At 75.7% G+C, this 23,041-nt stretch carries 21 protein-coding genes; 17 read left to right on the top strand and 4 right to left on the bottom strand.

All coding sequences use genetic code 11. The features are described 5' to 3' along the window. The 4 genes from ACFPBZ_RS17915 to ACFPBZ_RS17900 all read left to right on the top strand — a co-directional run. The coding region (locus tag ACFPBZ_RS17915; RefSeq protein WP_378037448.1) for a hypothetical protein at nt 1–507 on the top strand (507 nt) is incomplete at its 5' end. Between the two features lie 90 nt (nt 508–597). Next, nucleotides 598–1,752, top strand: coding sequence for a glycosyltransferase family 4 protein (locus ACFPBZ_RS17910; RefSeq protein WP_378037447.1), 1,155 nt, complete (start codon nt 598–600; stop codon nt 1,750–1,752). Beyond that, nucleotides 1,749–2,669 (top strand): glycosyltransferase family 9 protein, encoded by a 921-nt coding sequence (locus ACFPBZ_RS17905; protein WP_378037446.1) that lies wholly within the window; start codon nt 1,749–1,751, stop codon nt 2,667–2,669. The genes ACFPBZ_RS17910 and ACFPBZ_RS17905 overlap by 4 nt, the downstream gene beginning before the upstream one ends. Before the next feature lie 9 nt (nt 2,670–2,678). Then, the gene (locus tag ACFPBZ_RS17900; RefSeq protein WP_378037445.1) at nt 2,679–3,668 is read left to right on the top strand and encodes an aldo/keto reductase; all 990 of its coding nucleotides are present in this window, start codon (nt 2,679–2,681) and stop codon (nt 3,666–3,668) included. Between the two features lie 52 nt (nt 3,669–3,720). Here the strand turns inward: ACFPBZ_RS17900 and ACFPBZ_RS17895 are convergent, their stop codons facing one another. Beyond that, the gene (locus ACFPBZ_RS17895; RefSeq protein WP_378037444.1) at nt 3,721–5,154 is read right to left on the bottom strand and encodes a LuxR C-terminal-related transcriptional regulator; all 1,434 of its coding nucleotides are present in this window, start codon (nt 5,152–5,154) and stop codon (nt 3,721–3,723) included. A 154-nt stretch (nt 5,155–5,308) separates the two neighbouring features. Between ACFPBZ_RS17895 and ACFPBZ_RS17890 the strand changes: the two genes are divergently transcribed. The 8 genes from ACFPBZ_RS17890 to ACFPBZ_RS17855 all read left to right on the top strand — a co-directional run bounded on the left by ACFPBZ_RS17890 (nt 5,309) and on the right by ACFPBZ_RS17855 (nt 12,316). Next, nucleotides 5,309–5,962, top strand: a complete 654-nt coding sequence (locus tag ACFPBZ_RS17890; protein ID WP_378037443.1) for a GntR family transcriptional regulator — start codon at nt 5,309–5,311, stop codon at nt 5,960–5,962. A 160-nt stretch (nt 5,963–6,122) separates the two neighbouring features. Beyond that, entirely contained in the window at nt 6,123–6,539 is a 417-nt protein-coding gene (locus ACFPBZ_RS17885) for a GlcG/HbpS family heme-binding protein (RefSeq protein WP_378037442.1), read from the top strand. Then, a complete protein-coding gene (locus ACFPBZ_RS17880; protein ID WP_378037441.1) occupies nt 6,536–7,411 on the top strand; it encodes an MIP/aquaporin family protein in 876 nt (291 codons plus the stop codon). Before ACFPBZ_RS17885 ends, ACFPBZ_RS17880 begins: the two co-directional genes overlap by 4 nt. Then, a complete protein-coding gene (locus tag ACFPBZ_RS17875) occupies nt 7,408–7,833 on the top strand; it encodes a diol dehydratase small subunit (RefSeq protein WP_378037440.1) in 426 nt (141 codons plus the stop codon). The genes ACFPBZ_RS17880 and ACFPBZ_RS17875 overlap by 4 nt, the downstream gene beginning before the upstream one ends. Beyond that, nucleotides 7,830–9,545, top strand: a complete 1,716-nt coding sequence (locus ACFPBZ_RS17870; RefSeq protein WP_378037439.1) for a propanediol/glycerol family dehydratase large subunit — start codon at nt 7,830–7,832, stop codon at nt 9,543–9,545. The genes ACFPBZ_RS17875 and ACFPBZ_RS17870 overlap by 4 nt, the downstream gene beginning before the upstream one ends. Continuing rightward, complete coding sequence (locus ACFPBZ_RS17865; RefSeq protein WP_378037438.1) at nt 9,542–10,123, top strand: propanediol/glycerol family dehydratase medium subunit; 582 nt, start codon at nt 9,542–9,544, stop codon at nt 10,121–10,123. Before ACFPBZ_RS17870 ends, ACFPBZ_RS17865 begins: the two co-directional genes overlap by 4 nt. Nucleotide 10,124: 1 nt before the next feature. Beyond that, the gene (locus ACFPBZ_RS17860; protein ID WP_378037437.1) at nt 10,125–11,954 is read left to right on the top strand and encodes a diol dehydratase reactivase subunit alpha; all 1,830 of its coding nucleotides are present in this window, start codon (nt 10,125–10,127) and stop codon (nt 11,952–11,954) included. Beyond that, on the top strand, nt 11,951–12,316 hold the full coding sequence (locus ACFPBZ_RS17855) for a glycerol dehydratase reactivase beta/small subunit family protein (protein WP_378037436.1): 366 nt from the start codon (nt 11,951–11,953) through the stop codon (nt 12,314–12,316). The genes ACFPBZ_RS17860 and ACFPBZ_RS17855 overlap by 4 nt, the downstream gene beginning before the upstream one ends. A gap of 47 nt (nt 12,317–12,363) precedes the next feature. Here ACFPBZ_RS17855 and ACFPBZ_RS17850 read toward each other — a convergent pair whose 3' ends face one another. Both ACFPBZ_RS17850 and ACFPBZ_RS17845 read right to left on the bottom strand, forming a co-directional pair. Further along, nucleotides 12,364–13,320 carry a patatin-like phospholipase family protein gene (locus ACFPBZ_RS17850; protein WP_378037435.1) on the bottom strand — a complete coding sequence of 319 codons (957 nt, stop codon included), beginning with the start codon at nt 13,318–13,320 and terminating at the stop codon, nt 12,364–12,366. Nucleotides 13,321–13,538: 218 nt separating this feature from the next. Further along, entirely contained in the window at nt 13,539–15,245 is a 1,707-nt protein-coding gene (locus tag ACFPBZ_RS17845; protein ID WP_378037434.1) for a metallophosphoesterase, read from the bottom strand. Nucleotides 15,246–15,389: 144 nt separating this feature from the next. On the opposite strand from ACFPBZ_RS17845, the gene ACFPBZ_RS17840 reads away from it, so the two are divergent. From ACFPBZ_RS17840 to ACFPBZ_RS17820, 5 genes are all read left to right on the top strand, one after another. After that, nucleotides 15,390–17,045, top strand: a complete 1,656-nt coding sequence (locus tag ACFPBZ_RS17840) for a CocE/NonD family hydrolase (RefSeq protein ID WP_378037433.1) — start codon at nt 15,390–15,392, stop codon at nt 17,043–17,045. 359 nt (nt 17,046–17,404) lie between these two features. After that, complete coding sequence (locus ACFPBZ_RS17835; RefSeq protein ID WP_378037432.1) at nt 17,405–18,262, top strand: SigB/SigF/SigG family RNA polymerase sigma factor; 858 nt, start codon at nt 17,405–17,407, stop codon at nt 18,260–18,262. 150 nt (nt 18,263–18,412) lie between these two features. Then, nucleotides 18,413–20,047 carry an APC family permease gene (locus ACFPBZ_RS17830; RefSeq protein ID WP_378037431.1) on the top strand — a complete coding sequence of 545 codons (1,635 nt, stop codon included), beginning with the start codon at nt 18,413–18,415 and terminating at the stop codon, nt 20,045–20,047. A 28-nt stretch (nt 20,048–20,075) separates the two neighbouring features. Then, nucleotides 20,076–21,128: an FUSC family protein gene (locus ACFPBZ_RS17825; protein ID WP_378037430.1), complete on the top strand. Its 1,053-nt coding sequence runs from the start codon at nt 20,076–20,078 to the stop codon at nt 21,126–21,128. 22 nt (nt 21,129–21,150) lie between these two features. Further along, nucleotides 21,151–22,068 (top strand): hypothetical protein, encoded by a 918-nt coding sequence (locus ACFPBZ_RS17820; protein WP_378037429.1) that lies wholly within the window; start codon nt 21,151–21,153, stop codon nt 22,066–22,068. A gap of 8 nt (nt 22,069–22,076) precedes the next feature. Here the strand turns inward: ACFPBZ_RS17820 and ACFPBZ_RS17815 are convergent, their stop codons facing one another. Then, entirely contained in the window at nt 22,077–22,877 is an 801-nt protein-coding gene (locus ACFPBZ_RS17815) for an IclR family transcriptional regulator (protein ID WP_378037453.1), read from the bottom strand. Nucleotides 22,878–23,041: the final 164 nt, after the last annotated feature.

Genomic DNA, 23,041 nt, shown 5'->3' with positions numbered 1-23,041 from the left:
CCCGGCGGTGGCGGTGGCGGCGCGGTCGGCGGCGGCGCCGGGACCAGCGCGGCCAACACCGGCGGGGCCGGCGGCGGCGGGGGCAGCAACCTCGTGCCCGCGGGCGGCACCGTCGCCGCGACGAACGCCGGGGCCGGCTCGGTCACGGTCACCTACGCGGTGCCGGTCGCGGTGCCCGCCTCGGTCCGCGGCGACGTCCGCTTCGGGGCCGACTACCGGCTCTCGATCGACGTCCGCGGCGGCACCACCAGCGGCTCCGGCTCGTGCGCCCTCAACGCCGGGGACTACCGCGCCCTCTGCCGCTCGATCACCTCGGTGACCCGCATCGGCGGGACGGCGACCATCACCGGCACCGCCCTCAACCGCACCGGCGCGGTCGTGCCGTTCACCGCGACGATCGTCGACGGGTCCTACCCCGGCGGCACCGGCGTCGACACCGCCAGCTTCACCGCGGGCGGCCAGACCCTCACCGGCTCGGTCTACCGCGGCGACATCCAGGTCGGCTGACCCTGCCGTTCCGCGGCCCGTCCGTCACCGGTCACGGTGGCGGGCGGGCCGTCCGCGGTTCCTGGGGCCCCACGCCGGGTAGGGCTCGGCGTGCCCCGCGTCGCGATGCTCCACGGTCGTGCCGACCCCGCCCACGACGGCGTCGCCGACTACACCGCCCGACTGGTCGCCGCGCTGCGCGCCGCCGGCGACGACGTCCTCGACGTCCCGGTCGACCCCGGCCCGCGCGGGACGCTGCGTGCGGCCCGGCTGGCCCGCGACGCCGACGTCGTCCACGTCCAGTTCGCGCCGTCGGCCTACCGCTTCTCCAGCTGGCCCGGTGTCCTGCCCGACCTCGTGCGCCGCCCGCTCGTCACCACCGTCCACGAGTACGGCTGGTGGAGCCCCGCACCCTGGCGGCTCCCCGCACGCCTGGGCCTCGCCGACACCGAGACCGGCCGGCTCGTCCCCGGCAGCCGCACCGTGATCACCACCAACGCCGCCCACGAGGCCGTCCTGCGCCGCCGGTTCCCGGCCGCGGACGTCGTCCGGATGCCCATCCCTCCGAACATCTCGGTGGCCGACGGCGCCGGCGGCCCCGACCGCGCCGCCACCCGCGCCCGCCTCCGGATCGCCGCGGACGCCGAGGTGGTCGTCTTCTTCGGCTTCGTGCACCCGGTGAAGGGCCTGCGCTACCTCATCGACGCCGTCGCCCGCCTCGCCCCGGAGCACCCGCGGCTGCACCTGCTGGTCGTCGGCGGCTTCACCTCGCTGGCCCTTCCCGACGACGAGGCCGTCGCCTTCCGCGCCGAGCTCACCGCCCACGTCGCGCAGGCCGGCGCGACCGACCGCGTCACGATCACCGGGCACGTGCCCGGCGGGGAGGTCTCGGCCGCCCTGCGCGCCGCCGACGTCGCGGCGTTCCCCTTCACGGCCGGGGCGACGACGAAGAGCGGCGCCCTGCTCAGCGCCTTCGACCACGGGCTCCCGACGCTCGTCACCCAGACCGCCCCCGACGACGAGCTCGTCGACGGCCGGACCGTGGTCGTCGCCCCCGAGGTCCGCGACGTCGATGTGCTGGTCACCGGCCTGCGGCGCCTGCTCGACGACCCCGCGCTCGCCGCCCGCGTGGCCGCCGGGGGCCGGACGCTGCTCGCCGGTCGCGACTGGCCCGCGCTCGCCGACCGGCACCGGGAGCTCTACGCGGCCTGCACCGGAGCGTCGTCGGGGGCAGCGTCGTCGGGGGCAGCAGAGGTGCGGCGGTGAGGACGCTCGTCGTCGACCTGCTCGGTGGCCTGGGCGACCTCGTCATGGTGCTGCCGACGGTCCACGCACTGGCCGACGCCGACCCGGGAGGCGAGCTCGTCGTCCTCACCCACGCCCCCGGTGCGGTCCTGCTCGCGCGCGACCCCGCCGTCACCGGCGTGCTGACCGCCGAGAAGCACGCGGAGCGGGAGATCGTCGGGAAGGCCCTCGCGGATCTGGCGCCCGACCTCGTCGTCTCCACCACCCGCTTCGACGGCATCGGCGACCTGATCGACGCCGACGCGGCGGCGCGGGGGACCCGCGCGGTGACGAACCTGTGGCGCTCGCCGCCGGCCGACGAGCTGGTGGGGGAGCGCTACCAGCGGATCCTCGCCGCCGAAGGCGTGATCGCCGACCGGGTGCGCCCGCCGCGGCTCGTGCTCGGCGACGACGAGCGCGCGCCCGAGGTCGCCCCCGGCACCGTGGTGCTCGTGCCCGACGCGGGGATGGCGGTGAAGCGCTGGCCCACCCCGCGGTGGACGCAGCTGGCGGCGGCACTGCACGACCGGCCGGTGGTGTCGGTGACCCCGCTCGAGGGCGTCGAGGCCTGGGAGCCCACCGACCTGCGGGGGCTGGCGGCGCGGTTCGCGGCGGTCGGGCGGGCGGGCGGCACCGTCGTCGGCGGCGACACCGGCCCGGTGCGGATGGCGGCGGCCTCGGGGGCGCGGACGATCGCGCTGTTCGGCCCGACGCTGGCGGCGCGCTACGGCCTCGAGGAGGGGGAGAACCTGCAGGGGCTGACGGGGTGCCCGCACCGGCGGCCGACCGCGATCACCGAGCAGGTGTGCTGGTGGGACGCGGGGTGCCCGCTCTCGGGCAGCGGCCCGGCCTGCCTGGAGGACCTGTCGGTGGCGTCGGTGGTCGCGGCGATCGGGTAAGCAGGAGTCATGCGTCATCTCCAGCTGCCCACCTCCAAGCGCTGGTCGGCCATCGGGCTCGGCACCTGGCAGTTCGGCTCGGCCGAGTGGGGCTACGGGGGCGACTACGCCGCGGGTCCCGACTCCGAGGCCGCCCGGATCGTGAAGCGCGCCCTCGAGCTGGGCATCACCGTCTTCGACACCGCCGAGGTCTACGGCTTCGGGCGCAGCGAGCGCATCCTCGGCGACGCGCTCGACCGCGCCGACGCCGATCCCGCCACCACCGTCGTCGCCTCCAAGGTCTTCCCGCTGCTGCCGATCGGGCCGGTCGTCTCCCAGCGCGGCGTCGCGAGCTCCTCGCGGCTGCGCCGCCCGCTCGACCTCTACCAGGTCCACCAGGCCAACCCGCTGATCGGCGACCGCCGGACGATGCCCGGCATGCGCACGCTGCAGGCCGCGGGCGTCGTCGACGAGGTCGGCGTCTCGAACTACTCGCTCGACCGCTGGCAGGACGCCGAGGCCGCGCTCGGCTCGCGCCTGATCTCCAACCAGGTGCAGTACAGCCTCGTCTCGCGCGCCCCCGAGCGGGAGCTGCTGCCCTACGCCGCCGAGGCCGGGCGCGTCGTCATCGCCTACAGCCCGCTCGCCCAGGGCCTGCTCTCGGGCAAGTTCGACGCCGAGCACCGGCCGCAGAACCGCGTGCGCTCGCTCAACCCGCTCTTCCTGCCCGAGTCGTTGCGCCGCGCGAAGCCGCTGATCGACACGCTGCGCGCGGTCGCCGACGCCCACGACGCGACGCCCTCGCAGGTGGCGCTGGCCTGGACGATCCACCGCCCCGAGGTCGTCGCCATCCCCGGTGCGTCCTCCGTGGCGCAGCTGGAGAGCAACTGCGCCGCCGCCGAGATCGTGCTCACCGGCGACGAGTGGACCGCCCTCAACGACGCGTCCGACCGGTTCACCCCGGTGTCGGGGCTGTCGGCGGCCGTCGGGGTGGGGCGCGACCTGCTGCCGTTCGGCTGACGCCTCGTGCGTGCCTTTCCGTGCCCTGGCACGGAAAGGCACGCACAGGTCGCTAGACGAAGCCGACCAGCATCGTCCGGTTGCGGGCGCCGGTCTTGCGCAGCAGCGAGCCCACGTGTTTCTCGACCGTCTTCGCCGAGATCGACAGCGCCGAGGCGATCTGCCGGTCGGTGAGCCCGCGGGCGACGAGCCGGCAGACCTCGCGCTCGCGGGCCGTCACGCCACCGGTGCGCGGGGCGGCCGCGAGGCGGCCGAGCTGGTCGGGGCCGAAGGACGTCTCGCCGCGGCCCGCGGCGGCGACGGTGTCGACGAGCCGGTCGCCGTCGTCGGGGCCCACACAGCCCTTCACCCCGCCCGTCACCGCGACGCGCAGCGCGTCGTCGGGGCACTCGGGGGTGAGCAGGACGACGGCCGGGGCGTCGGGCACGCGGGCGAGACGGTCGAGGGCACCCGCGAGGTCACCGGTGGCCGGGTCGGCGAGGACCTCGGGCTCGACGACGAGGACGTCGGGACCGAGCAGGCGGCAGACCTCCGCGAGGTCGTGGACCTCCGTGCCCAGGTCGATCTCGGAGACCATGCCCAGCTCGGGCGCCCCGAGCTGCAGCAGCCGGACGACGCCCGCCCGCACCACCGGGCGCACGGCGGCCACCAGCACCGAGGGGCGCGGCCGGCCGGGCGCGGCGGGGCCGGGGCCGCCGCAGGGCACGGTGAGGCGCAGCAGCGTCCCGCGGCCCTCCCCGCTGTCGATCTCGAGCTCGCCGTCGAGGCGCCGGGCCCGGGCGGTCATCGCCCCGAGCCCGAGGCGGGCCCCCGAGACGGCCTCGTGCAGCCCGCCGTGGCGGGACGCGTCGAAGCCCCGGCCGTCGTCCTGCACCAGCACGGTCACGGTGCCCGGGCCGTGCATCACGCCGACCTGCACCCGCCCGGCGCCGGCATGCGCGACGACGTTGACCAGGGCCTCCTGCAGCACGCGGAAGACCTCCTCGGCGCGCTCCGCGTCGAGCGTCCCGCTGCCGACGGTGACGAGGTCGGTGCGCACCGCGCCGGCCGCCTCGACCCAGGCGAGCTCCTGGCGCACCGCCTCGGTGAGCGGGCGCCCGGCCAGCGAGCCGTGGTCGGCCAGCGCGAGGGCGGCGTAGTCGGCGAGGAGCACGGCGAGGGAGCGGTCGACGGGGGAGAACCCGCCGCCGGAGGCCACCACGCACGCCCCGACCACCCGCGGGCCGCGGCGCACCGGCACCCCGAGCACCACGTGCCCGGTCGCCGCGTCCACCACCTGCACCGGCGCCCGGTCCCGGACCGCGGCGGCCACGAGCCCGTCGGGCGGGCTACCGGGACCGGAGCCGACGTCGACCGCCCACGTCCCGGCCGCCTCGTCGACCCGGACCACCCAGGCGGCGCGGGTGCCGGTGAGCTCGCACAGCTGCGCCACGATCCGACCGAGCAGGGAGTCCTTGCCGTGATCGTCCGGACGGTGTTCGGTCACACCCGTCCGGTTCGTCCACGGTGGGGAGGCCTCCGGTGCCATCGACGTCGTCGTCACCTGCAGTCCTCCTCGGACCCCCCGGCCCACCATGCATACAAGATGCGTCGATGAGGGTGAGAGTAGGGTCACGCCGACCGGGCGGCAAGGTGATGACGTGACTCGAGTGGAGCTCTCGGCCAAGGAGCGGGCGTACCGCCACACCAAGGCCGGCATCCTCGACGGCTCCCTGCCCGGCGGCGACCTGATCAGCGAGGGCCAGGTCGCGGAGGCGCTCGCGATGAGCCGGACCCCGGTCCGGGAGGCGTTCCTGCGCCTCGAGGCCGAGGGCCTGCTGCGCCTGTTCCCCAAGCGCGGCGCGCTGGTCGTCGCCGTGTCGCCCGCCGAGGTCGAGGCCGTGCTGGAGGCCCGGGAGCTCGTCGAGGGCCACGCCCTCGCGAAGCTGTGCGCGGGGTCGGAGGCCGAGCGGGCCGCGGTCGTCGTGCGCCTGCGCCACGTGCTCGCCGAGCAGCGCGTCGCGGGCGACGCGGGTGACGAGCGGGCCTTCGCCGAGGGCGACCGGCGCTTCCACACCACGCTCGTCGAGAGCGCGGGCAACCCGATCCTCACCGAGCTCTACGACTCGCTGCGCGACCGCCAGCTCCGCATGAACCTCGGGTCGATGCTCGCGCGCGGCCCGGAGCGCGTGGCCGAGATCCTCGGCCAGCACGAGGCGATCCTCGTCGCGCTGGGGCCGGACGGGTCAACGGCGGCACGCGACCGGCTCTCCGAGCACCTCCGGGCCACGCGGTCGGCCGTCCTCGGCCGCTGAGGGTGGGGGAGATCCCCCATCCCCCCGGGTGGGAACAGTCCCCGTACCCGGGTGACCGGGACCACTCCTAGCGTCGTGACCCGTCGGGCGCTCGCCCGGCGCGGCCACGTGGGACGGCGCTCGAGCCGGCGTGGCATCCGCTCACCCCTGGAGGTGGTCCATGCCGGGCCTGACCCTGGCCGACGCCCGTGCCGCCCTCGACGCGGGCCTCGCCGAGGCCGACGCGATCGGCCAGCCGATGAACGTCGCCGTCGTCGACGACGGGGGGCACCTGCTGGCGTTCGCCCGTCAGGACGGCGCCATCCGCGCCAGTATCGACATCGCCCAGCGCAAGGCCCGGACCTCGATCCTCATGGAGGCCCCGACCGCCGCGCTCATGCCGCTGGTGCAGCCGGGCGCCGAGCTCTACGGGCTCGAGCAGACCGCGGGCGGCATGGTCGTCTTCGGCGGCGGCGTCCCGGTCCACCGCGACGGGGTGCTCGTCGGCGCCATCGGCGTGAGCGCCGGGTCGGCCGAGCAGGACGTGCAGGTGGCCGAGGCCGCCGCGGCCGCCGTCAGCACGCCGGTGCCCGCATGACCCCGGCCCTGCGCCGCGAGCTCATCGGGGAGTTCGCCGGCACCTTCATCCTCCTGATCTTCGGGACCGCCTCGGTCGCGCAGATGGTCGTCTCGGACGGCGAGAACGGCGACTGGGCCACGCTGACCTGGGGCTGGGTCGCCGGCCTGATCATGGGCATCTACGTCGCCGGGCGGCTCGGCGCGGGCCACCTCAACCCCGCGGTCTCGGTCGCCATGGCCGCGTACCGCAAGTTCCCCTGGCGCCACGTCCTGCCCTACACCGCCGCCCAGTTCCTCGGGGCGTTCCTCGCCGCGCTGGTGACCCGCGGCGTCTACGGGTCGGGCATCACCAAGGCCGACCCCGGCCTGACCTCGGCGTCCCAGACGATCTTCTCGACGCTGCCCGCGCACGGCGTCACCACGGCCTTCTTCGACCAGGTCGTCGGCACCGCGCTGCTCGTCTTCATCCTGTTCGCGCTGCTCGCGACCCTGCAGGGCGCCGCGGGCCAGCTGCTGCCCTTCATGGTCGGCCTGCTGCTCCTCGGCATCGGGTTCGCCTGGGGCACCAACGCCGGCTACGCCATCAACCCGGCCCGCGACTTCGGGCCGCGCCTGGCCTCGTGGCTCACCGGCTACGACACGGCGTGGGTGACCCCGGACGGCACGCCCTACTGGTGGCTACCGATCGTCGCGCCGGTGATCGGCGCCCTGCTCGGCGGCGGGCTCTACGTCCTCGTCATCGAGCGCTTCGAGGTGCCCGCGGCCGCGGACGCCCCCGTTCCCGCCCCGACCCCCGAGTCGGCCGAGGCCGGCGCCAACGCCGACCCGCGCCACCCCGCCGACGTGGTCGTCCCCGACCGCGACGGCACCCCGAAGGAGGCCACGCGATGACCGTGGAACTGACCCCGGCGGACTACCCGCTGTCCATCAACCGCCCCGAGCTGCTGCGCACCCCCACGGGCAAGGCGCTCTCCGACCTGACGATGGACGCCGTCGTCTCCGGGGACGTCACCGCGGAGGACCTGCGCGTCACCCCCGACACCCTCGCGCTGCAGGGCCGGATCGCCGCGTCGACGGGGCGCCGGCAGCTCGCGGAGAACTTCACCCGCGCCTCGGAGATGACCGCCATCCCCGACGACGAGGTGCTGGCGATGTACAACTCGCTGCGGCCCAACGCCTCCAGCGCGGCCCAGCTCGAGGAGCTCGCGTCCCGCCTGGAGACCACGTACTCGGCCACCACCTGCGCCGCCCTCGTCCGCGAGGCCGCCCAGGTCTACGCGGCCCGCAACCTGCTCGCCGAGGAGGACTCATGACCGCGGTGACCCCCCGGCCCACGGGCAGCGAGGTCCGGACGTCCAGGCGCACCGAGGTCCTCGAGGCCCGGCCGGTGAACCTGGACGGCTTCGTCGAGGAGTGGCCCGAGAAGGGCCTCGTCGCGATGGAGTCGGACTTCGACCCGCAGCCCTCCGTGCGCGTCGAGGACGGCCGGATCGTCGAGCTCGACGGCCGGTCGCGCGACGAGTTCGACTTCATGGACACCTTCATCGCCGACCACGCGATCGACGTCGAGACCTGCGAGGACGCGGTCGCGACGCCGTCGATCGAGATCGCGCGGATGCTCGTCGACCCGCGGACCACCCGCGCCGAGGTCGTCGCCGTCGGCCGGGGCCTCACCCCGGCGAAGATCCTCGACGTCGTCAAGCTGATGAACGTCGTCGAGATCATGATGGGCCTGCAGAAGACCCGGTCGCGGCGCACGCCGGCCAACCAGGCGCACTCGACGAGCGCCAAGGACAACCCGATCCAGGTGGCGGCCGACGCCGCCGAGGGCGCGGTCCGCGGCTTCGCCGAGCTGGAGACCACCCTGGGCGTCGTGCGCTACGCCCCGCTCGTGGCGATCGGCCTGCAGGTCGGCGGCCAGGTCGGGCGCGGCGGTGTGCTCACCCAGTGCGCGCTGGAGGAGGCCACCGAGCTCGACCTCGGCATGCGCGGCATCACCGCCTACGCCGAGACGATCTCGATCTACGGCACCGAGTCGGTGTTCGTCGACGGCGACGACACCCCCTGGTCGAAGGCGTTCCTGGCCTCGGCCTACGCCAGCCGCGGCATCAAGATGCGGTTCACCTCGGGCACCGGGTCGGAGGTGCAGATGGGCAACGCCGAGGGGCGCTCCATGCTGTACCTGGAGATCCGCTGCATCCTCATGGCCAAGGGCGCCGGGGTGCAGGGACTGCAGAACGGCTCGATCTCCTGCATCGGGGTCCCGGGCGCGGTGCCCGGCGGCATCCGCGCGGTGGCGGCGGAGAACCTCGTCGCGAGCTGGATGGACCTGGAGTGCGCGTCGGGCAACGACCAGTCGTTCTCGCACTCCGCGATGCGCCGCACCAGCCGCCTGCTCCCGCAGCTGCTCTCCGGCACCGACTTCGTGTGCTCGGGCTACTCGGCGGTGCCGAACAAGGACAACATGTTCGCCGGGTCGAACCTCGACACCGAGGACTACGACGACTGGAACGTCATCCAGCGCGACATGCAGGTCGACGGCGGTCTGCGCCACGTCCGCGAGGACGTGATCCTGCAGGTCCGCAACAAGGCCGCGCGCGCCATGCAGGCGGTGTTCGCCGAGCTCGACCTCCCGCCGATCACCGACGAGGAGGTGGAGGCCGCCACCTACGCCGACTCCAGCGACGACTACCCCGACCGCGACGTGCTCGCCGACCTCGAGGGCGCGCGCAGCGTGATGGAGCGCGGCGTCACCGGGCTCGACCTCGTGAAGGTCCTCGAGCGCACCGGGTTCGGCGACGTCGCCGAGAACTACCTGCAGGTCCTGCGCCAGCGCGTCTCCGGCGACCTGCTGCAGACCGCCGCCGTGCTGACCGGCGACTTCGTCCCGATGGCGGCGATCAACGACGCCAACGACTACGCCGGGCCGGGCACCGGCTACCGCCTGACCGGCGAACGGTGGGAGGAGCTCAAGAAGCTCCGCCACGTCACCTCCGCCGAGAACCCCGAGGAGGAGGTCGTATGACCGCCGCAGTCGAGCCGCACCGCACCCTCAGTCTCCGCGAGATCGGGCCCGCCGAGCGCGGCACCCGGCCCGAGGAGGTCGTCATCGCGCTCTCCCCGGCCTTCGGGGACCCGTTCACGAAGACGATCGTCAACGTCCCGCACGCCGAGGTGATCCGGCAGCTGCTCGCCGGGATCGAGGAGCAGGGCGGGGTGGCGCGGGCGATCAAGGTCTACCGGACCGCCGACCTCGCGGCGATCGCCCACCAGGGCGCGAAGCTCTCCGGCTCCGGGATCGCGGTCGGCATCCTCGCCCGCGGCACCACCGTGGTCCACCAGCGGGACCTCGCGCGGCTGTCGAACCTCGAGCTCTTCCCGCAGGCGCCGCTGCTCGACGCCGAGGTGTTCCGCATGATCGGGGCGAACGCCGCGCAGTACGCCCAGGGCCGCTCGCCCCGGCCGGTGCCGACGCGCAACGACCAGATGGCCCGGCCGCGCTGGCAGGCCAAGGCCGCGCTGCTGCACCTCAAGGAGTTCGAGTGCATCGACCAGTCGCGGGCGGCGGTGGACGTCGAACCGGTCATCACGCGGGTCGACTGACGTGAGCGGACTCGTCGTCGGGGTCGACGTCGGGAACTCGACGACCGAGGCGTGTCTCGCCGAGGTCGTCGGGGGCCGGGTCGACCGCCTGGCCTCCTCGCTGACCCCGACGACGGGGGTGAAAGGCACCCCGGCCAACAGCGCCGGGGCCGTCACCGCCGTCCGCAAGGCCCTCGCGGCCGCCGGCCGGCCGGCGGACACCCCGGCCACCGTCCTGCTCAACGAGGCCACGCCCGTCATCAGCGGCCTCGCGATGGAGACGATCACCGAGACCGTCATCACCGAGTCGACGATGATCGGGCACAACCCCGACACCCCGGGCGGCGAGGGCCTGGGCATCGGGACCACCGTCGCCCTGGCCGACCTCGACGACCACGGCGACGAGCCCGCGGTCGTCGTGGTGGGGGCCGGGGCCGACTTCGACGACGTCGCCCACGCGCTGAACAAGGCCGTCGGGCGGGGTGTCGACGTGGTGGCCGCGGTGCTGCACGGCGACGACGCGGTGCTCGTGGTGAACCGGCTCGACCGGCGCATCCCGGTGGTCGACGAGGTCTCCGCGGTCGACCGGGTGCCGCTCGGGATGCGCGCGGCGGTGGAGGTCGCGCCGCCCGGCCGGACGGTGCGCACCCTCTCGGACTCCTACGGGCTCGCCTCGACGTTCGGGCTGGACGCCGACGAGACCCGGCAGGTCTCGCCCGTGGCGCGCGCGCTCTCGGGCAACCGGTCGGCGGTCGTCGTCCGGACCCCCGAGGGCGACGTCACCGACCGCCGGATCCCCGTCGGGACGCTGACGTTGTCCGGCGCCGGACGATCGCTGGAGGTCGGCGTCGACGAGGGCGCGGCGGCGATCATGGAGGCGATCGCCCGGGTCGCGCCGCTCTCCGACGTGCACGGCGAGGCCGGCACCCACGTCGGCGGGATGCTCGCCGGGGTCCGCGACACGATGGTCGACGTGACCGGGCAGCCGGCCTCCGAGATCGCCATCCGCGACGTGCTCGCCGTCGACACCCTCGTCCCGGCCACCGTGCGCGGCGGCCTCGCGGGGGAGGTGTCGCGGGAGAACGCCGTGGCGCTGGCCGCGATGGTGCGCACCAGCCGGAGCCGGATGCAGGCGGTGGCCGACGCGCTCGGCGACGAGCTCGGCTGCGAGGCGGTCATCGGCGGGGTCGAGGGCGAGGTCGCGGTGCGCGGCGCGCTCACCACGCCCGGGTCGTCGGTGCCGATCGCGATCGTCGACATGGGCGGCGGCTCCACCGACGCCGCGCTGCTCGACCGCGACGGCCGCACCGCCGCCGTCCACGTCGCCGGCGCGGGGGAGCTCGTCACCAAGCTCATCGACTCCGAGCTGGGCCTCGACGACCGCGAGGCCGCCGAGGCGGTCAAGCGCCACCCGCTGGCGAAGGTCGAGAGCTTCTTCCACGTGCGCCACGAGGACGGCACGGTGCAGTTCTTCGACGCGCCCCTGCCGCCCCACGTGTTCGCCAAGGTGGTGACCGTGACGCCGGACGGGCTCGCCGCGGTCCCGGTCCGCGCGCCGCTCGAGGAGGTCCGGCGGGTGCGCCGGGAGGCCAAGCGCCGGGTGTTCGTCGTGAACGCCCTGCGGGCGCTCGCGCAGGTGGCGCCGCAGGGGTCGCTGCGGCTCCTCGGCTCGGTGGTGCTGCTCGGCGGGTCGGCGCTCGACTTCGAGATCCCCGCCCTGGTGGCCGACGCGCTCGCGCCCTACGGGGTGGTGTGCGGGATCGGCAACGTCCACGGCACCGAGGGGCCGCGCAACGCGGTGGCCGCGGGGCTCGTGGACGCCCACGCCGCGGACCCGGGCGTCCGGGCGTGAGCGCCTCCGACGACGGCCCGCCGACGGTGGTGGTCGCCGCCCACCCGGCGGCACCACCGGCGGTGGCGCGCGAGGTGCACGCGGGCGCCGAGGAGCAGGGCGTGCCCACCGCGGGCGTCGTCCTTCCCGACGAGGCCCTGGCCTGCGCCCGGGCGGCCGCGGTGCGGTCTCGGCTCGAGGTGGGCGTCGGGATCGGCGCGGACGGGGCGGTGGCGGTGGTGCACGCGCTGGTCGGGCCGCCCGTGGTGGAGCTCCCGGCGGGCACGGACCCGGGGGAGCACCGCCGGGCCGGCGGGGACGCGGCCCGGATCGTCACGGGGCTGCCGCTGGCGGTGGCCGGCGCGAGCGTGGCGGATCCCTGACGTCCGGTGTCAGCGACGTGCCATCGCTGACACGCGGCAGGAGGCGGCTAGCCCAGCGCCGGCTCCACGAGCGCCCGGAGCGCGGCGCACCCGGTCTCGACGCCCTCGCGCAGGACGTCGGGGTCGGTCTCCAGCGGACTGATCGTGCCCGAGCCCTCGGGCGGGCGGACCTCGAACAGGTGCGGCGGGTCGCCGCCCTCGTCGAGCGTGGCCTTCGCGAGCCGCTCGTCGTCGGCCCGCCGGGTCTCCAGCCGGTTCCCCAGCACCTGGACGAGCCCGGGCACGCGGGTCTGGCCGAGCCGCGCGACGAGCGCCTTCTCCAGCCGCGTCGCGTCGATCGCCTCCTGGTCGGCGCGGCGGGTGCGGAGCATCAGCACGTGGGTGGCGCCCTGGTCGAGGGCGGTGTGGAAGGGGAGCGGCTCGGCCACCGCGGCGTCGACGAAGCGCCGCCCGTGGATCTCGATCGGCATCCCGGCGAGCAGCGGCACGTTGGCCGAGGCGCGCAGCGCGAGCTTGAGCGAGACGGGGTCGCTGATCGTGCCGTGCAGGTCGAACGCCTCGCCGGTGTCGACGTCGGTGGCCACCGGGTGCAGCGGCACCTCGGCGTCGACGATCGCCTGCCAGTCGACGGGGACGATCTCCTCCCCGACGGTCTCGATGAGGTACTCGACGTCGACCACGGGCCGCCCGCGCAACCCCCGCCGCGGGCGGGTCACCCGCTCCATCAGCCCGGGCTCCCACCACCCGGCACAGCACTTCTCGGTCTGGCCGCCGACGAGCCAGCTCCCCGCCAGGGCGCCGGCCGACGCGCCGTAGACCGCGTCGAAGCAGCGCGCGAGCCCCAGCCGCTCGAGGCCCAGCACCATCCCCGACGAGTAGGTGGCCCGGCTGCCGCCGCCCTCGATCGCGAGGGCCACCCGGTGCCCGTCGGTCCGGTCACCCGGGCCGGTGCCCTCCGCGAACCGGGCGGCGAGGACCTCGAGGACGCGATGGTGCGGGGACACGGGTGCATCCTGGCGGGCGGGCCACGTCCGGGCGAAACGACGACGGCTCCGTCACGGCCCGGGGTGACCGGCGTCTCCTTCACGTCGGCGACGACGATCCCGGTGACGACGGATTCCCGTCGCCGGGAGCTCGGCGGGAACGTGTCGGAGGGTTCCCGCCGGCGTCGTCGTCCGACCCCGGGGGCCCGGGTCGCGCGTGACCCGGGCCCCCGGGTCCGTCAGCGGGCGCGGCGCTCCAGGGTCACGCGGTCGATCTCCTGGCCGGTGTCGGTGATCGTGCGCAGGGTCATGGTCGTGAGCTGCCCGGCGCCGGCCGGGGGGACGACGTCGACGGTCACGTAGGCGTAGTCGAGGTAGCGGGCCTGCGACCAGTCGACGGTGTCGGGGAGCTTCGTGGCCTCGCCGGTGGCCTGGTAGCTGACCACGTTCACGCCGCTGTCGGGCCCGGTGTTGCCCCGGTAGCGGTCGGTCTCGTTCGGCTGCCAGGAGTACCGCGGCCGCCCGCCCGAGCCGACGCACACGTAGGTGGTGCCGTCGGTCTCCGGGCGCACCGTCGCGCCGTCGGGGGCCTGGACCGTCGAGCGCGCCCCGCGGATGGGGTTGGTGCGCTCGTACTGGTGGTTGTGGCCCTGCAGCGCGAGGTCCACGGAGAACTCGTCGAACAGCGGCGCGACCGCGGCGCGCACCCCGGCGTCCGAGGCGTGGGTCGACGAGGTGGCGAAGGCGCAGTGGTGGAAGAAGGCCACGACGAAGTCGACGGCCGGGTCGGCGCGCAGGTCGCCGAGGGTCTGCCGCAGCCAGGCGACCTGGGCCCCGCCGGAGTAGCCCGCGTTCGTCGGGATCTCCATGGACAGGTCGTTGGCGTCGACGCTGACGATCCCGACGTTGCCGTAGCGCATCGAGTAGACGCTGGGGCAGGCGCTCGGGCCGGTCCGCGGCAGGTCGAGGCGGGCGGCGTGCCCGCCGTAGCCGTGCCGGGCCCCGCGGGCGGCGTTGTCGTCGTAGAGCGCCTCCATGTCGTGGTTGCCGGTGGCGAACATCCACGGCGTCGACGCGGCGCTGCGCTCGATCAGCCCGAAGTACGTCGTCCAGACGGTCGGGTCGAAGCTGTCGAACCCCGACGGCGACTTCGACGTCCCGGTGCTCTTCACGGGGTGACCCTCGCCGGAGGGGTCGGCGTAGCAGATGTCGCCCGCGAGCAGGTGGAACGCCGGCCGGGTGGTCGCGATGCGGTCGACCATGGCGGTCGAGGGCGTCATCGTCCGGCGCAGGTCGTCGGGCTTGTAGTAGGCGTTGGTGAACCCGCTCCGGCCGCTCGGCGGGACCATGTCGACGCCCTGGTCGGCGAACGCGGTGAAGCTCCACGGCGTGCCCGGCCGCTGCGGCGCGGTGTGGAAGGTGGCCGTGGCGGTGGTGGTGCCGTCGGCGAGCCGGAAGCGGTAGTCGTAGCCCTGCCCGGGCTGCAGCCCGTTCGCGAGCGCGTGCACGAAGTACTGGTCGCTCCCGCGGATCGAGCCGTCGGCCTGGGGCACCTGCGAGACGAGCCGGCGGACCTCGACCGGCAGCCGGGCGCCGAAGTCGCCGTTCTGGCCGAGCTCGACCACCACGGCCCCCTGCGGCGGCGCGGTCAGCTCGCCCGCCATCGCCATGGAGCGCATCGGGTCGTCGCCGAAGGACAGGTGGCGCCCGACGACCGCCACCGGCGCCTGCGAGGCGGAGGCGCAGGCGGCGAGGGTCCAGGGGGCGGAGGCGAGCCCGAGGGCGGCGACGACGCCGGACCCCTGCCGCAGCGCGCTGCGCCGCGACACGGGGTGGCGGCGCAGGAACCCCGCCACCCAGTCGTGCTGCTCGGCGACGGACATGGTCTCGGCGAGGTCGGCGGGGACCCCGACGTCGGGGGCCTGGCCACGGGGCGTGCGGGTCACGGCTCGCAGCGTCACCCGGGGGTGTGCCGACCGCAGCCCGGCCGCGGCGAACTCCGGATGAACACGAGCGGTGAATCCGACGAAACGGTCAGTGACGGGCGAGCGGTGCGCCGTCCCCCCGGACGGGGCCGTCATCATGGACGCATGAGCCCCGTCACCCGACTGCTGCGCCGGGGCCTCGGCCTCCCCGCCCCGCGCGCCCCCCGCGTCCGGGTCGTGCGCGACGTCGCGGTCCCGATGCCCGACGGGGCCGTGCTGCGCCACGACCTCCACCGGCCGGCCGGGCTCGAGCGCGGCCCGGTGGTCCTGGTCCGCAGCCCCTACGGCCGCGCGGGCTGGGTGGGCCTCGTGTTCGGCCGCCTCGTCGCCGAGCGCGGCTACCAGGTGGTGGTGCAGTCGGTGCGCGGCACGGCCGGCTCCCAGGGGGAGCTGTCCCCGTTCGACGAGGCCGACGACGGCGCCGCCACGGTGCGGTGGCTCCTCGACCAGCCGTGGTGCGACGGCCGCATCGCGACGATGGGCCCGAGCTACCTCGGCATCACCCAGTGGGCGCTCGCCCCCGAGGCGGGGGAGGCGCTGCGGGCGATGGGCCTGATCGTCACGGCCTCGCAGTTCCGCGACCAGACCTACCCCGGCGGCGCGTTCTCCCTCGACAACGCGCTCTCGTGGGCCGCGATGATGCAGAGCCCCGGTCTCGGCGGGCGCCTCCTCGAGGCGGTGCGCCACCGGGTGCAGGCCGGCTTCGGCACCGTCCCGCTCTCGCAGGCCGACCTGGTGGCCTCCGGCGTGCCGATCGGCTTCTTCCAGGACTGGCTGCGCGAGGACGACCCCGACTCGGCGTACTGGGCCAAGCGCTCGTACTCCGCGCGGGTCGACGAGGTCGGGCGCCGCGGCGTCGCGATCAGCAGCACCGCGGGGTGGCAGGACATCTTCCTGCCCTGGCAGCTGGACGACTTCGCCGCGCTGCGCGCCGCCGGGGCCCGCCCGCTGCTGCGGATCGGGCCCTGGGTCCACACCACCCCGGCCGGGATGGCCGCGGGGATCCGCGACGCCCTCACCGTGATCGACCGCGCGATGGACGGCGCCGCGGCGGTTCCCGACGACGAACCGCCGGTGCATCTCGAGCTGTCCGGGGGCGGGGGCGAGCGGCACCTGGGCGACTGGCCGCCGGAGCACACCCGCGAGCGGGCCTTCTACCTGCGCACCGACCACGGGCTCTCCGAGCGGGCGCCCGAGTTCCCCACCCGGGACGACGCGTACTGGGCGGGGACGCGGATCGACTACGACCCGAACGACCCCACCCCCGCCGTCGGCGGCCCGATCCTCTCCGGCCGGTCCGGCCCGCGCGACCAGACCGCGCTCGAGGCCCGGGCCGACGTCGTCGTCTTCACCGGCCCGGTGCTCGACGCCGACCTCGTCGCCCTCGGGCCCGTCCGGGCCACCGTCCACGTGCGGGCCCAGGTGGAGCACCTCGACGTGTTCGTCCGGGTCTGCGACGTCGACGCCGCCGGGCGCTCGGTCAACGTCACCGACGGGGTGCGGCGCATCCGGCCCGGGAGCCCCGCGCCGTCCGAGGACGGCACCGTCGCGGTCGAGGTGGAGCTCTGGCCGGTCGGGCACCGGTTCGCCGCCGGGCACCGGCTGCGCGTGCAGGTCTCCGGCGGCGCGCACCCGCGGATCGCCCGGCACCCGGGCACCGCCTCCCCGCTGGGCGAGGGCCGGGTGCTCGTCGCGCGGCCCCGCGAGATCCTCCACGACGCCGCCCACCCGTCGCACGTCGTGCTGCCGGTCGAGCCCTGACGGGACCGGGGCGCGGCCCGGACCGGACGGGGGTCACACCCGGAGGGCTGTCTACTATCCCTGCGCCGCTGGGTCTCCCGGCGGGACGCTGCGGACGCCCATCCCCCCGGGCGTCCGACGCGTCGAGCGGGCCGGTCGTCCCCCCGGCCGGCCCGCTCCCGCGCCCTCCTGATCGCCATCACCCGGTGCGCCCGTGCGACGACCTGCGGTGACGGGTGCTTGCGTGGCGTGGACCCGTGCTGACAGCCTGTCGGGGCTCGAGGTCGGTCGGTTCAGCCTGCAGCCGCTACGACGAACGGCTCGACCTCGCCTGCCCGGGTGCTGCTGCTGCCCGGGTGCGGCGGCCAGGGAGCGCGACCATGGTCAGTCCGGCGACCGGTGTCCGGGACGGTGGAGTCGAGCGACCCACCGTCGTCCGCGTTCCCGACGAGGATTACAGCTCGCTGGCGCCCGTGCTCGCCGAACATGCGGCCTGTCCCCCGGACGACCCGCGGCGTGCCGTCCTGCGCGACCGGCTGGTGGTCGCCTACCTGCCGGTCGCCCGCAACATCGCCCGGCGCTTCGCGCGGCGCGGGGAGCCCACCGAGGACCTCGAGCAGGTCGCGACGGTGGGGCTGATGCACGCCGTCGACCGCTTCGACCCCGGGCGCGAGCGCGACTTCCTGTCCTACGCCGTCCCGACGATCATGGGCGAGGTCCGGCGGTACTTCCGCGACTCCGCGTGGTCGGTCCGCACGCCCCGCAGCGTCAAGGACCGCTACCTCGCCGTCGGGGGCGCCACCTCCGCGCTGTCCCAGCGGCTGGGCCGCGCCCCGACGGTCCCCGAGATCGCCGAGCACCTCGGCCTGTCCCGCGAGGAGGTCGCGGAGGCGGTGTCGGCCCACGGCTCCTACCACCCGGCCTCGCTCGACGAGACCCTCGGCGAGGGCGACGACTCCTCGCTGGTGAACGTGCTCGGCACCGTCGACCCGGAGTTCGACCTGGTGGAGGTGCGGTCCATCGTCCACGGGCTGGTCGCCTCGCTGCCCCAGCGCGAGCGGACGATGCTCGCGCTGCGCTTCGTCCACGAGCAGACCCAGGCCGAGATCGCGTCGGTGCTCTGCATCTCGCAGATGCACGTCTCCCGCCTGCTGTCGCGGACGCTCGCGCAGCTGCGCACGCAGGTCGAGGCCCAGCGCCGGGCCGACGACGACGAGGGTCCGCTGCTCGCCGTGTGACGTTCCGGTGACGACGCGCCCGGTTGTTCCCGGCTTGTCCACCACCGGGTCCGGTTCCGCCCGGTAGGGCCCCGATGGGCGGGTGGCGGGAATGCTTGTGCATGCGCACCATTCCGCGCGATCCCCGTCGCGCCGGAGTCCGGAGCCCGCATGTCGACCACCGAAGCACCCGCGCTCACCACCGGGACCGGCCTGCGCCGGACCGTGGGGTTCAGCGCGCTCCTGTTCATCTCGCTCGGCTCGATCATCGGATCGGGCTGGCTGCTGGGCGCCCTCACCGCGGCGAAGTCGGCGGGCGGCGCGTCGATCCTGTCGTGGCTGCTGGCCGGGGTGATCGTCATCCTGCTCGCCCTGGTGCACGCCGAGCTCGGGGCCACCTACCCGGTGGCCGGGGGCACGGCCCGCTACCCGCGGCTCGCGTTCGGCGCGGTCGCCGGGTTCACCGCGGGCTGGGTCGGCTGGATCCAGGCCGTCGCCATCGCGCCGATCGAGGTGGAGGCGGCGCTGTCCTACCTCGACCACGTCCTGCCCGGCTTCGTCGACACCGATGGTGACCTCACCGGCATCGGGCTGCTCGTCGCGGCCCTGCTGATGCTGGTGTTCACCGGGATCAACCTGCTCGGGGTGGCCCTGCTCGCGGAGACCAACCGGATCACGGTGCTGTGGAAGATCGCGATCCCGGTGCTGACGGTGATCGTCCTGGTCTTCGTGGCGTTCCGGGGCTCGAACTTCACCGCCGGCGGCGGGTTCGCCCCGTACGGCGCGCACGGTGTGTTCGCCGCGCTGCCCCTCGGCGTCGTGTTCGCGCTGCAGGGCTTCGAGCAGGCGGCCCAGATGGGCGGGGAGGCCCGGAACCCGCAGAAGGACCTGCCGCGGGCGCTCATCGGCGCCGTCGCGCTCGGGGTCGTCATCTACCTCGCCCTGGAGGTCGCGTTCGTCGGCGCGCTCGACCCGGCCGCGCTCGCGACGGGCTGGGCGAACCCGATCGGCGAGGGCGACTTCGGCCCCTACGTGACGATCGCGGGCGCCCTCGGCCTGACCTGGCTGTCGGTCCTGCTCTACGTCGACGCGTTCGTCTCGCCCGCGGGCACCGGCCTGATCTACGTCGCCACCTCGGCGCGCCTGTCCTACGCCCTCGGCCGGTCCGGGTTCGCCCCACGCTCGCTCGCGAGGATCTCCCGCCGCGGCATCCCGTGGGTCTCGACGCTCGTCGCCCTCGTCGTCGGGCTGATCTCGTTCGCGCCGTTCCCGAGCTGGCAGTCGCTGGTCTCGCTCGTGACCTCGGCGACGGTGATCATGTACGGGTTCGCCCCGCTGACCCTCGCGGCCCTGCGCCGGGTCGACCCCGACCGCCCGCGGCCCTACCGGATGCCCGCCGCCGGGGTGATCGCCCCGCTGTCGTTCATCGCGGCGAACGAGATCATCTACTGGTCGGGCTGGACCACCGACTGGAAGCTCGGCGTCGCGATCGTCATCGGCTTCGTCCTCTTCGTGGCGTTCCGGGCCTACCGGTCCTCCCGCGAGGGCACGCCGTTCCTCGGCCCTGACCTGCAGCTGCGCTCGCTCGCCTGGATCCTGCCGTGGCTCGGCGGGATCCTCGTCATCTCCGCGCTCGGCCAGTACGACGGCGCGGCGGTCATCCCCGAGTGGATCGACCTGCTCGCCGTCGCCGCCTGGTCGCTGGTGATCTTCTACCTGGCCGTCGCGATGGCGATGTCGCCCGAGCAGGTCGCGCGGGAGGTGGACGCCGAGGCGGCGGACGCGGCCGCCGAGCCGCACGGGTAGCGGTGGGCCCATCGGGTACCTCCGTCCGGTGATCCAGGGACTGCCCGGACGGGCCCGGGACCGAGTGCGGGAGGCGTGGGGGCGGATCGCCCTCGCCGGGCTGACGGCCACCGCGGCCTGGGTCCTGGCGCAGCTGATCCTGCGGCAGCCGGCGCCGATCTTCGCGCCGATCGCGGCGGTCGTCTGCCTCACCGACGCGCCCGCCGCGCGGGGTCCGCGGGCCCTGCGCCTGCTCCTCGGGGTGGTCGCGGGGGTCGGGGTCGGCGAGCTCGCGAAGGTCGTGATCGGCAGCGGCTGGCTGCAGGTCGGGGTCGCGGTGGTCGTCGGGATGCTCGTGGTGTCGCTGGGCAGCATCAACCCGCTGACGCTGCTGCAGGCGGGGATCGCGGCGCTGCTCGTCGTCGGGATCGGCTCCACCCAGGCCGGCTGGACCCGGCTGGCGAGTGCCCTGATCGGCGGCGCGCTGGCCCTGCTGGTCAGCCAGGTGCTCATCTCGCCGAGCCCCACCCGCGAGCTCGGCGACGCCGCGGCCACGGCGCTGCGCCGGATTGCCGCTGGGCTCGAGGACGTCGTCACCGCCCTGCGCTCGGGGCCGTCGGCGGACGACGCCCGGCGGGCCGCCGAGCGCCTGCGCGGCGGGCACGACGACCTCGCCGCGTTCCTCGACGCCCGCACCACCTCCGACCGGCTGGCCCGCACCACGCTGCGCGGGCGCCGGGAGCGGACGGCCCTGGCCCGGATGCAGGAGCGGCTCACCGGCGTCGAGTACGTCCACGCCGGCGCGGTCCTGCTCGCCCGCACGGCCGCCGAGGTCTCCGACCGCGACGACGCGGTGCCCGACGACCTCGTCGACGGCATCGCCGACCTCGCCACCGCCGTCCGGGCCGTCGCCGACCGGCCGCGCGACGAGGATCCGCCCGACGGCGGGGACCGGTCGGCCCACGAGGTGGCGGTCGACCTCGCCGCGACCGACCCCGACACCCGCCCGGCCGGCGCCGCCCGGCTCGCCACCCAGCTGCACCTCCTGGCCGAGGACGTCGCCACGCTGACCGACCCGCGGCGGACGCACGCGATGAGCTGAGGGTCGGGCAGGATGCGGCCCCATGGCCCCCGATGTCGACGAGGCCGCGGACGAGCTCTACGGCCTGCACCCCGACGAGTTCGTGCCGCGGCGCACCGAGCTGGTCAAGGCCGCGAAGGCGGAGAAGGCCTCCGACGTCGCGAAGGCCCTCGGCGCGCTGCGCAAGCCCTCGCTCGGGGCGTGGCTCGCGAACGTCCTCGCCCGGGAGTCGCCCGACGAGGTCGGCGCGCTCGAGGAGCTCGGCGGGCAGCTGCGCAGCGCGCAGGAGTCGCTCTCGGGGGACGCGCTGCGCGCCCTCACCCGCCAGCGCCGGGAGCTCGTCGGGGCCCTCGTCGCCCGCGCCCGCAAGCTCGCCCGGGAGGACGGGGTGGGCGTCGGTGACTCGGTGGCCCGCGACCTCGAGAACACCATCGCCGCCGCCCTCGCCGACCCCGCGGCCGCCCGGGCCTTCGCCGCGGGCCGGCTGACCACCGCGCTCGAGCCCGGGGTCGGCTTCGAGGGGGGCTCCACCCCGGCGCGCTCCGGCGGAGGGGCCCGCCGACGACCGCCGCCGCGCGGGTCGTCGTCGCGCCCGGCGCCCCCGCGGCAGGAGCCCGGGCCGGACGGGCCCGACGACGACGCGGAGGACGAGGCCGAGCGCGCGCACGCCCGGGAGGCGGCCGACCGGGCCGTCGAGCGGGCCCGCGAGGAGCGCGACGACGCCATGCGGGCGGCCGAGCGGGCCCGGTCGCGCGCCGGGCAGGCCGAGGCCGACCACACCGAGGCGGCGGAGGCCGTGGCGTCGCTGCGCGAGCGGCTCGAGCGCGCCGAGGCCCAGGAGGCGGCCACGCAGGAGGCGCTCGACACGGCGCGGCAGGCCGCCGAGGAGGCCGAGACCGCCGCCGACGAGGCCCGCCGGGCGCTCGACCAGGCGGAGGCCGAGCGGGCCGACCTGGAGTAGTTCGAGCCCTAGGCGCGGAGCCGGGGCGTGGGCGCCCCGAGGGCGCGGGAGATCCCGCGGGCGGCGGCCCGCACCGCCGGGACGAGGGTGCGCGGCTCGATGCCGCCGGGCCCCGTGGGCGAGGGGACGACCACCGAGAGCGCCGCGACGACGCCGTCGGACTCGCCCCGCACCGGCGCGGCCACGGAGAGCGCCGCGAGGTCGATGAGGCCGTCGCACACGGCCACCCCGTCGCGGCGCACGGCGGCGAGGACGCGGCGCAGCGTCGTCGGGTCGGTGATCGTCCTCGGGGTGAACGCGGTGAGCGGCCCGGCGAGGACCGACTCCTGCACCACCGGGGGCGCGAAGGCGAGCAGCACCTGCCCCACGCCCGTGCCGTGCAGCGGCCACCGCCCGCCGATCCGGGAGTACAGGCGCACCGCCTCGGGGTGGGCGAGGCGCTCGACGTAGACCCCCTCGTGCCCGTCGCGCACCGCGAGCTGCACGTTCTGGCGGGTCGCCTCGTAGAGGTCCTCGAGGAACGGCATCGCCCGTTCCCGCAGCCCGACGCTGCGCGGCGCGAGCGAGCCGACCTCCCAGAGCCGCAGCCCGATCCGGTAGGCGCCGTCGGCCCCGCGCTCGAGCGCGCCCCACCCCGCGAGCTCGCCGACGAGCCGGTGCGCGGTGGAGACCGGGAGGGCCGCGGCCCGGGCGATCTCGGTGAGGGTGAGGTGGGGGTGGTCGTGGTCGAAGGCCTCGAGGATCGAGAACACGCGGCCGGTGACGGTCTCGCCGCCGGCCCGCGCCGCTCCGCCGCCCGACGAGGTCAGGCCGCTGCGGGCGCGGGGCGGCCCCGGTCGTCGGGGGCGCACGGGCAGGGCGTCGGTCACCGCCAGCTCCTTTGCTTCCGGTGGGCGGAAGCCAGGCTCTCCTACCCGGGCGATCCCCGCCACCCTGGTCGCCGTGAGCCCAGGATCGCCGCACCGCGAACGCA

Origin of the sequence: Actinomycetospora atypica (assembly GCF_042653685.1) — a bacterium.
In the GTDB taxonomy this organism is placed as follows: domain Bacteria; phylum Actinomycetota; class Actinomycetes; order Mycobacteriales; family Pseudonocardiaceae; genus Actinomycetospora; species Actinomycetospora atypica.
This window is presented reverse-complemented; position numbering and strand designations above follow the sequence as displayed.

What these genes read in the sequence shown, in the direction of transcription:
- ACFPBZ_RS17880 (WP_378037441.1), top strand. Translation starts at nt 6,536, where the DNA reads ATGACCCCGGCCCTGCGCCGCGAGCTCATCGGGGAGTTCGCCGGCACC.
- ACFPBZ_RS17870 (WP_378037439.1), top strand. Translation starts at nt 7,830, where the DNA reads ATGACCGCGGTGACCCCCCGGCCCACGGGCAGCGAGGTCCGGACGTCC.
- ACFPBZ_RS17820 (WP_378037429.1), top strand. Translation starts at nt 21,151, where the DNA reads ATGGCCCCCGATGTCGACGAGGCCGCGGACGAGCTCTACGGCCTGCAC.
- ACFPBZ_RS17900 (WP_378037445.1), top strand. Translation starts at nt 2,679, where the DNA reads ATGCGTCATCTCCAGCTGCCCACCTCCAAGCGCTGGTCGGCCATCGGG.
- ACFPBZ_RS17865 (WP_378037438.1), top strand. Translation starts at nt 9,542, where the DNA reads ATGACCGCCGCAGTCGAGCCGCACCGCACCCTCAGTCTCCGCGAGATC.
- ACFPBZ_RS17835 (WP_378037432.1), top strand. Translation starts at nt 17,405, where the DNA reads ATGGTCAGTCCGGCGACCGGTGTCCGGGACGGTGGAGTCGAGCGACCC.
- ACFPBZ_RS17885 (WP_378037442.1), top strand. Translation starts at nt 6,123, where the DNA reads ATGCCGGGCCTGACCCTGGCCGACGCCCGTGCCGCCCTCGACGCGGGC.
- ACFPBZ_RS17830 (WP_378037431.1), top strand. Translation starts at nt 18,413, where the DNA reads ATGTCGACCACCGAAGCACCCGCGCTCACCACCGGGACCGGCCTGCGC.
- ACFPBZ_RS17840 (WP_378037433.1), top strand. Translation starts at nt 15,390, where the DNA reads ATGAGCCCCGTCACCCGACTGCTGCGCCGGGGCCTCGGCCTCCCCGCC.
- ACFPBZ_RS17875 (WP_378037440.1), top strand. Translation starts at nt 7,408, where the DNA reads ATGACCGTGGAACTGACCCCGGCGGACTACCCGCTGTCCATCAACCGC.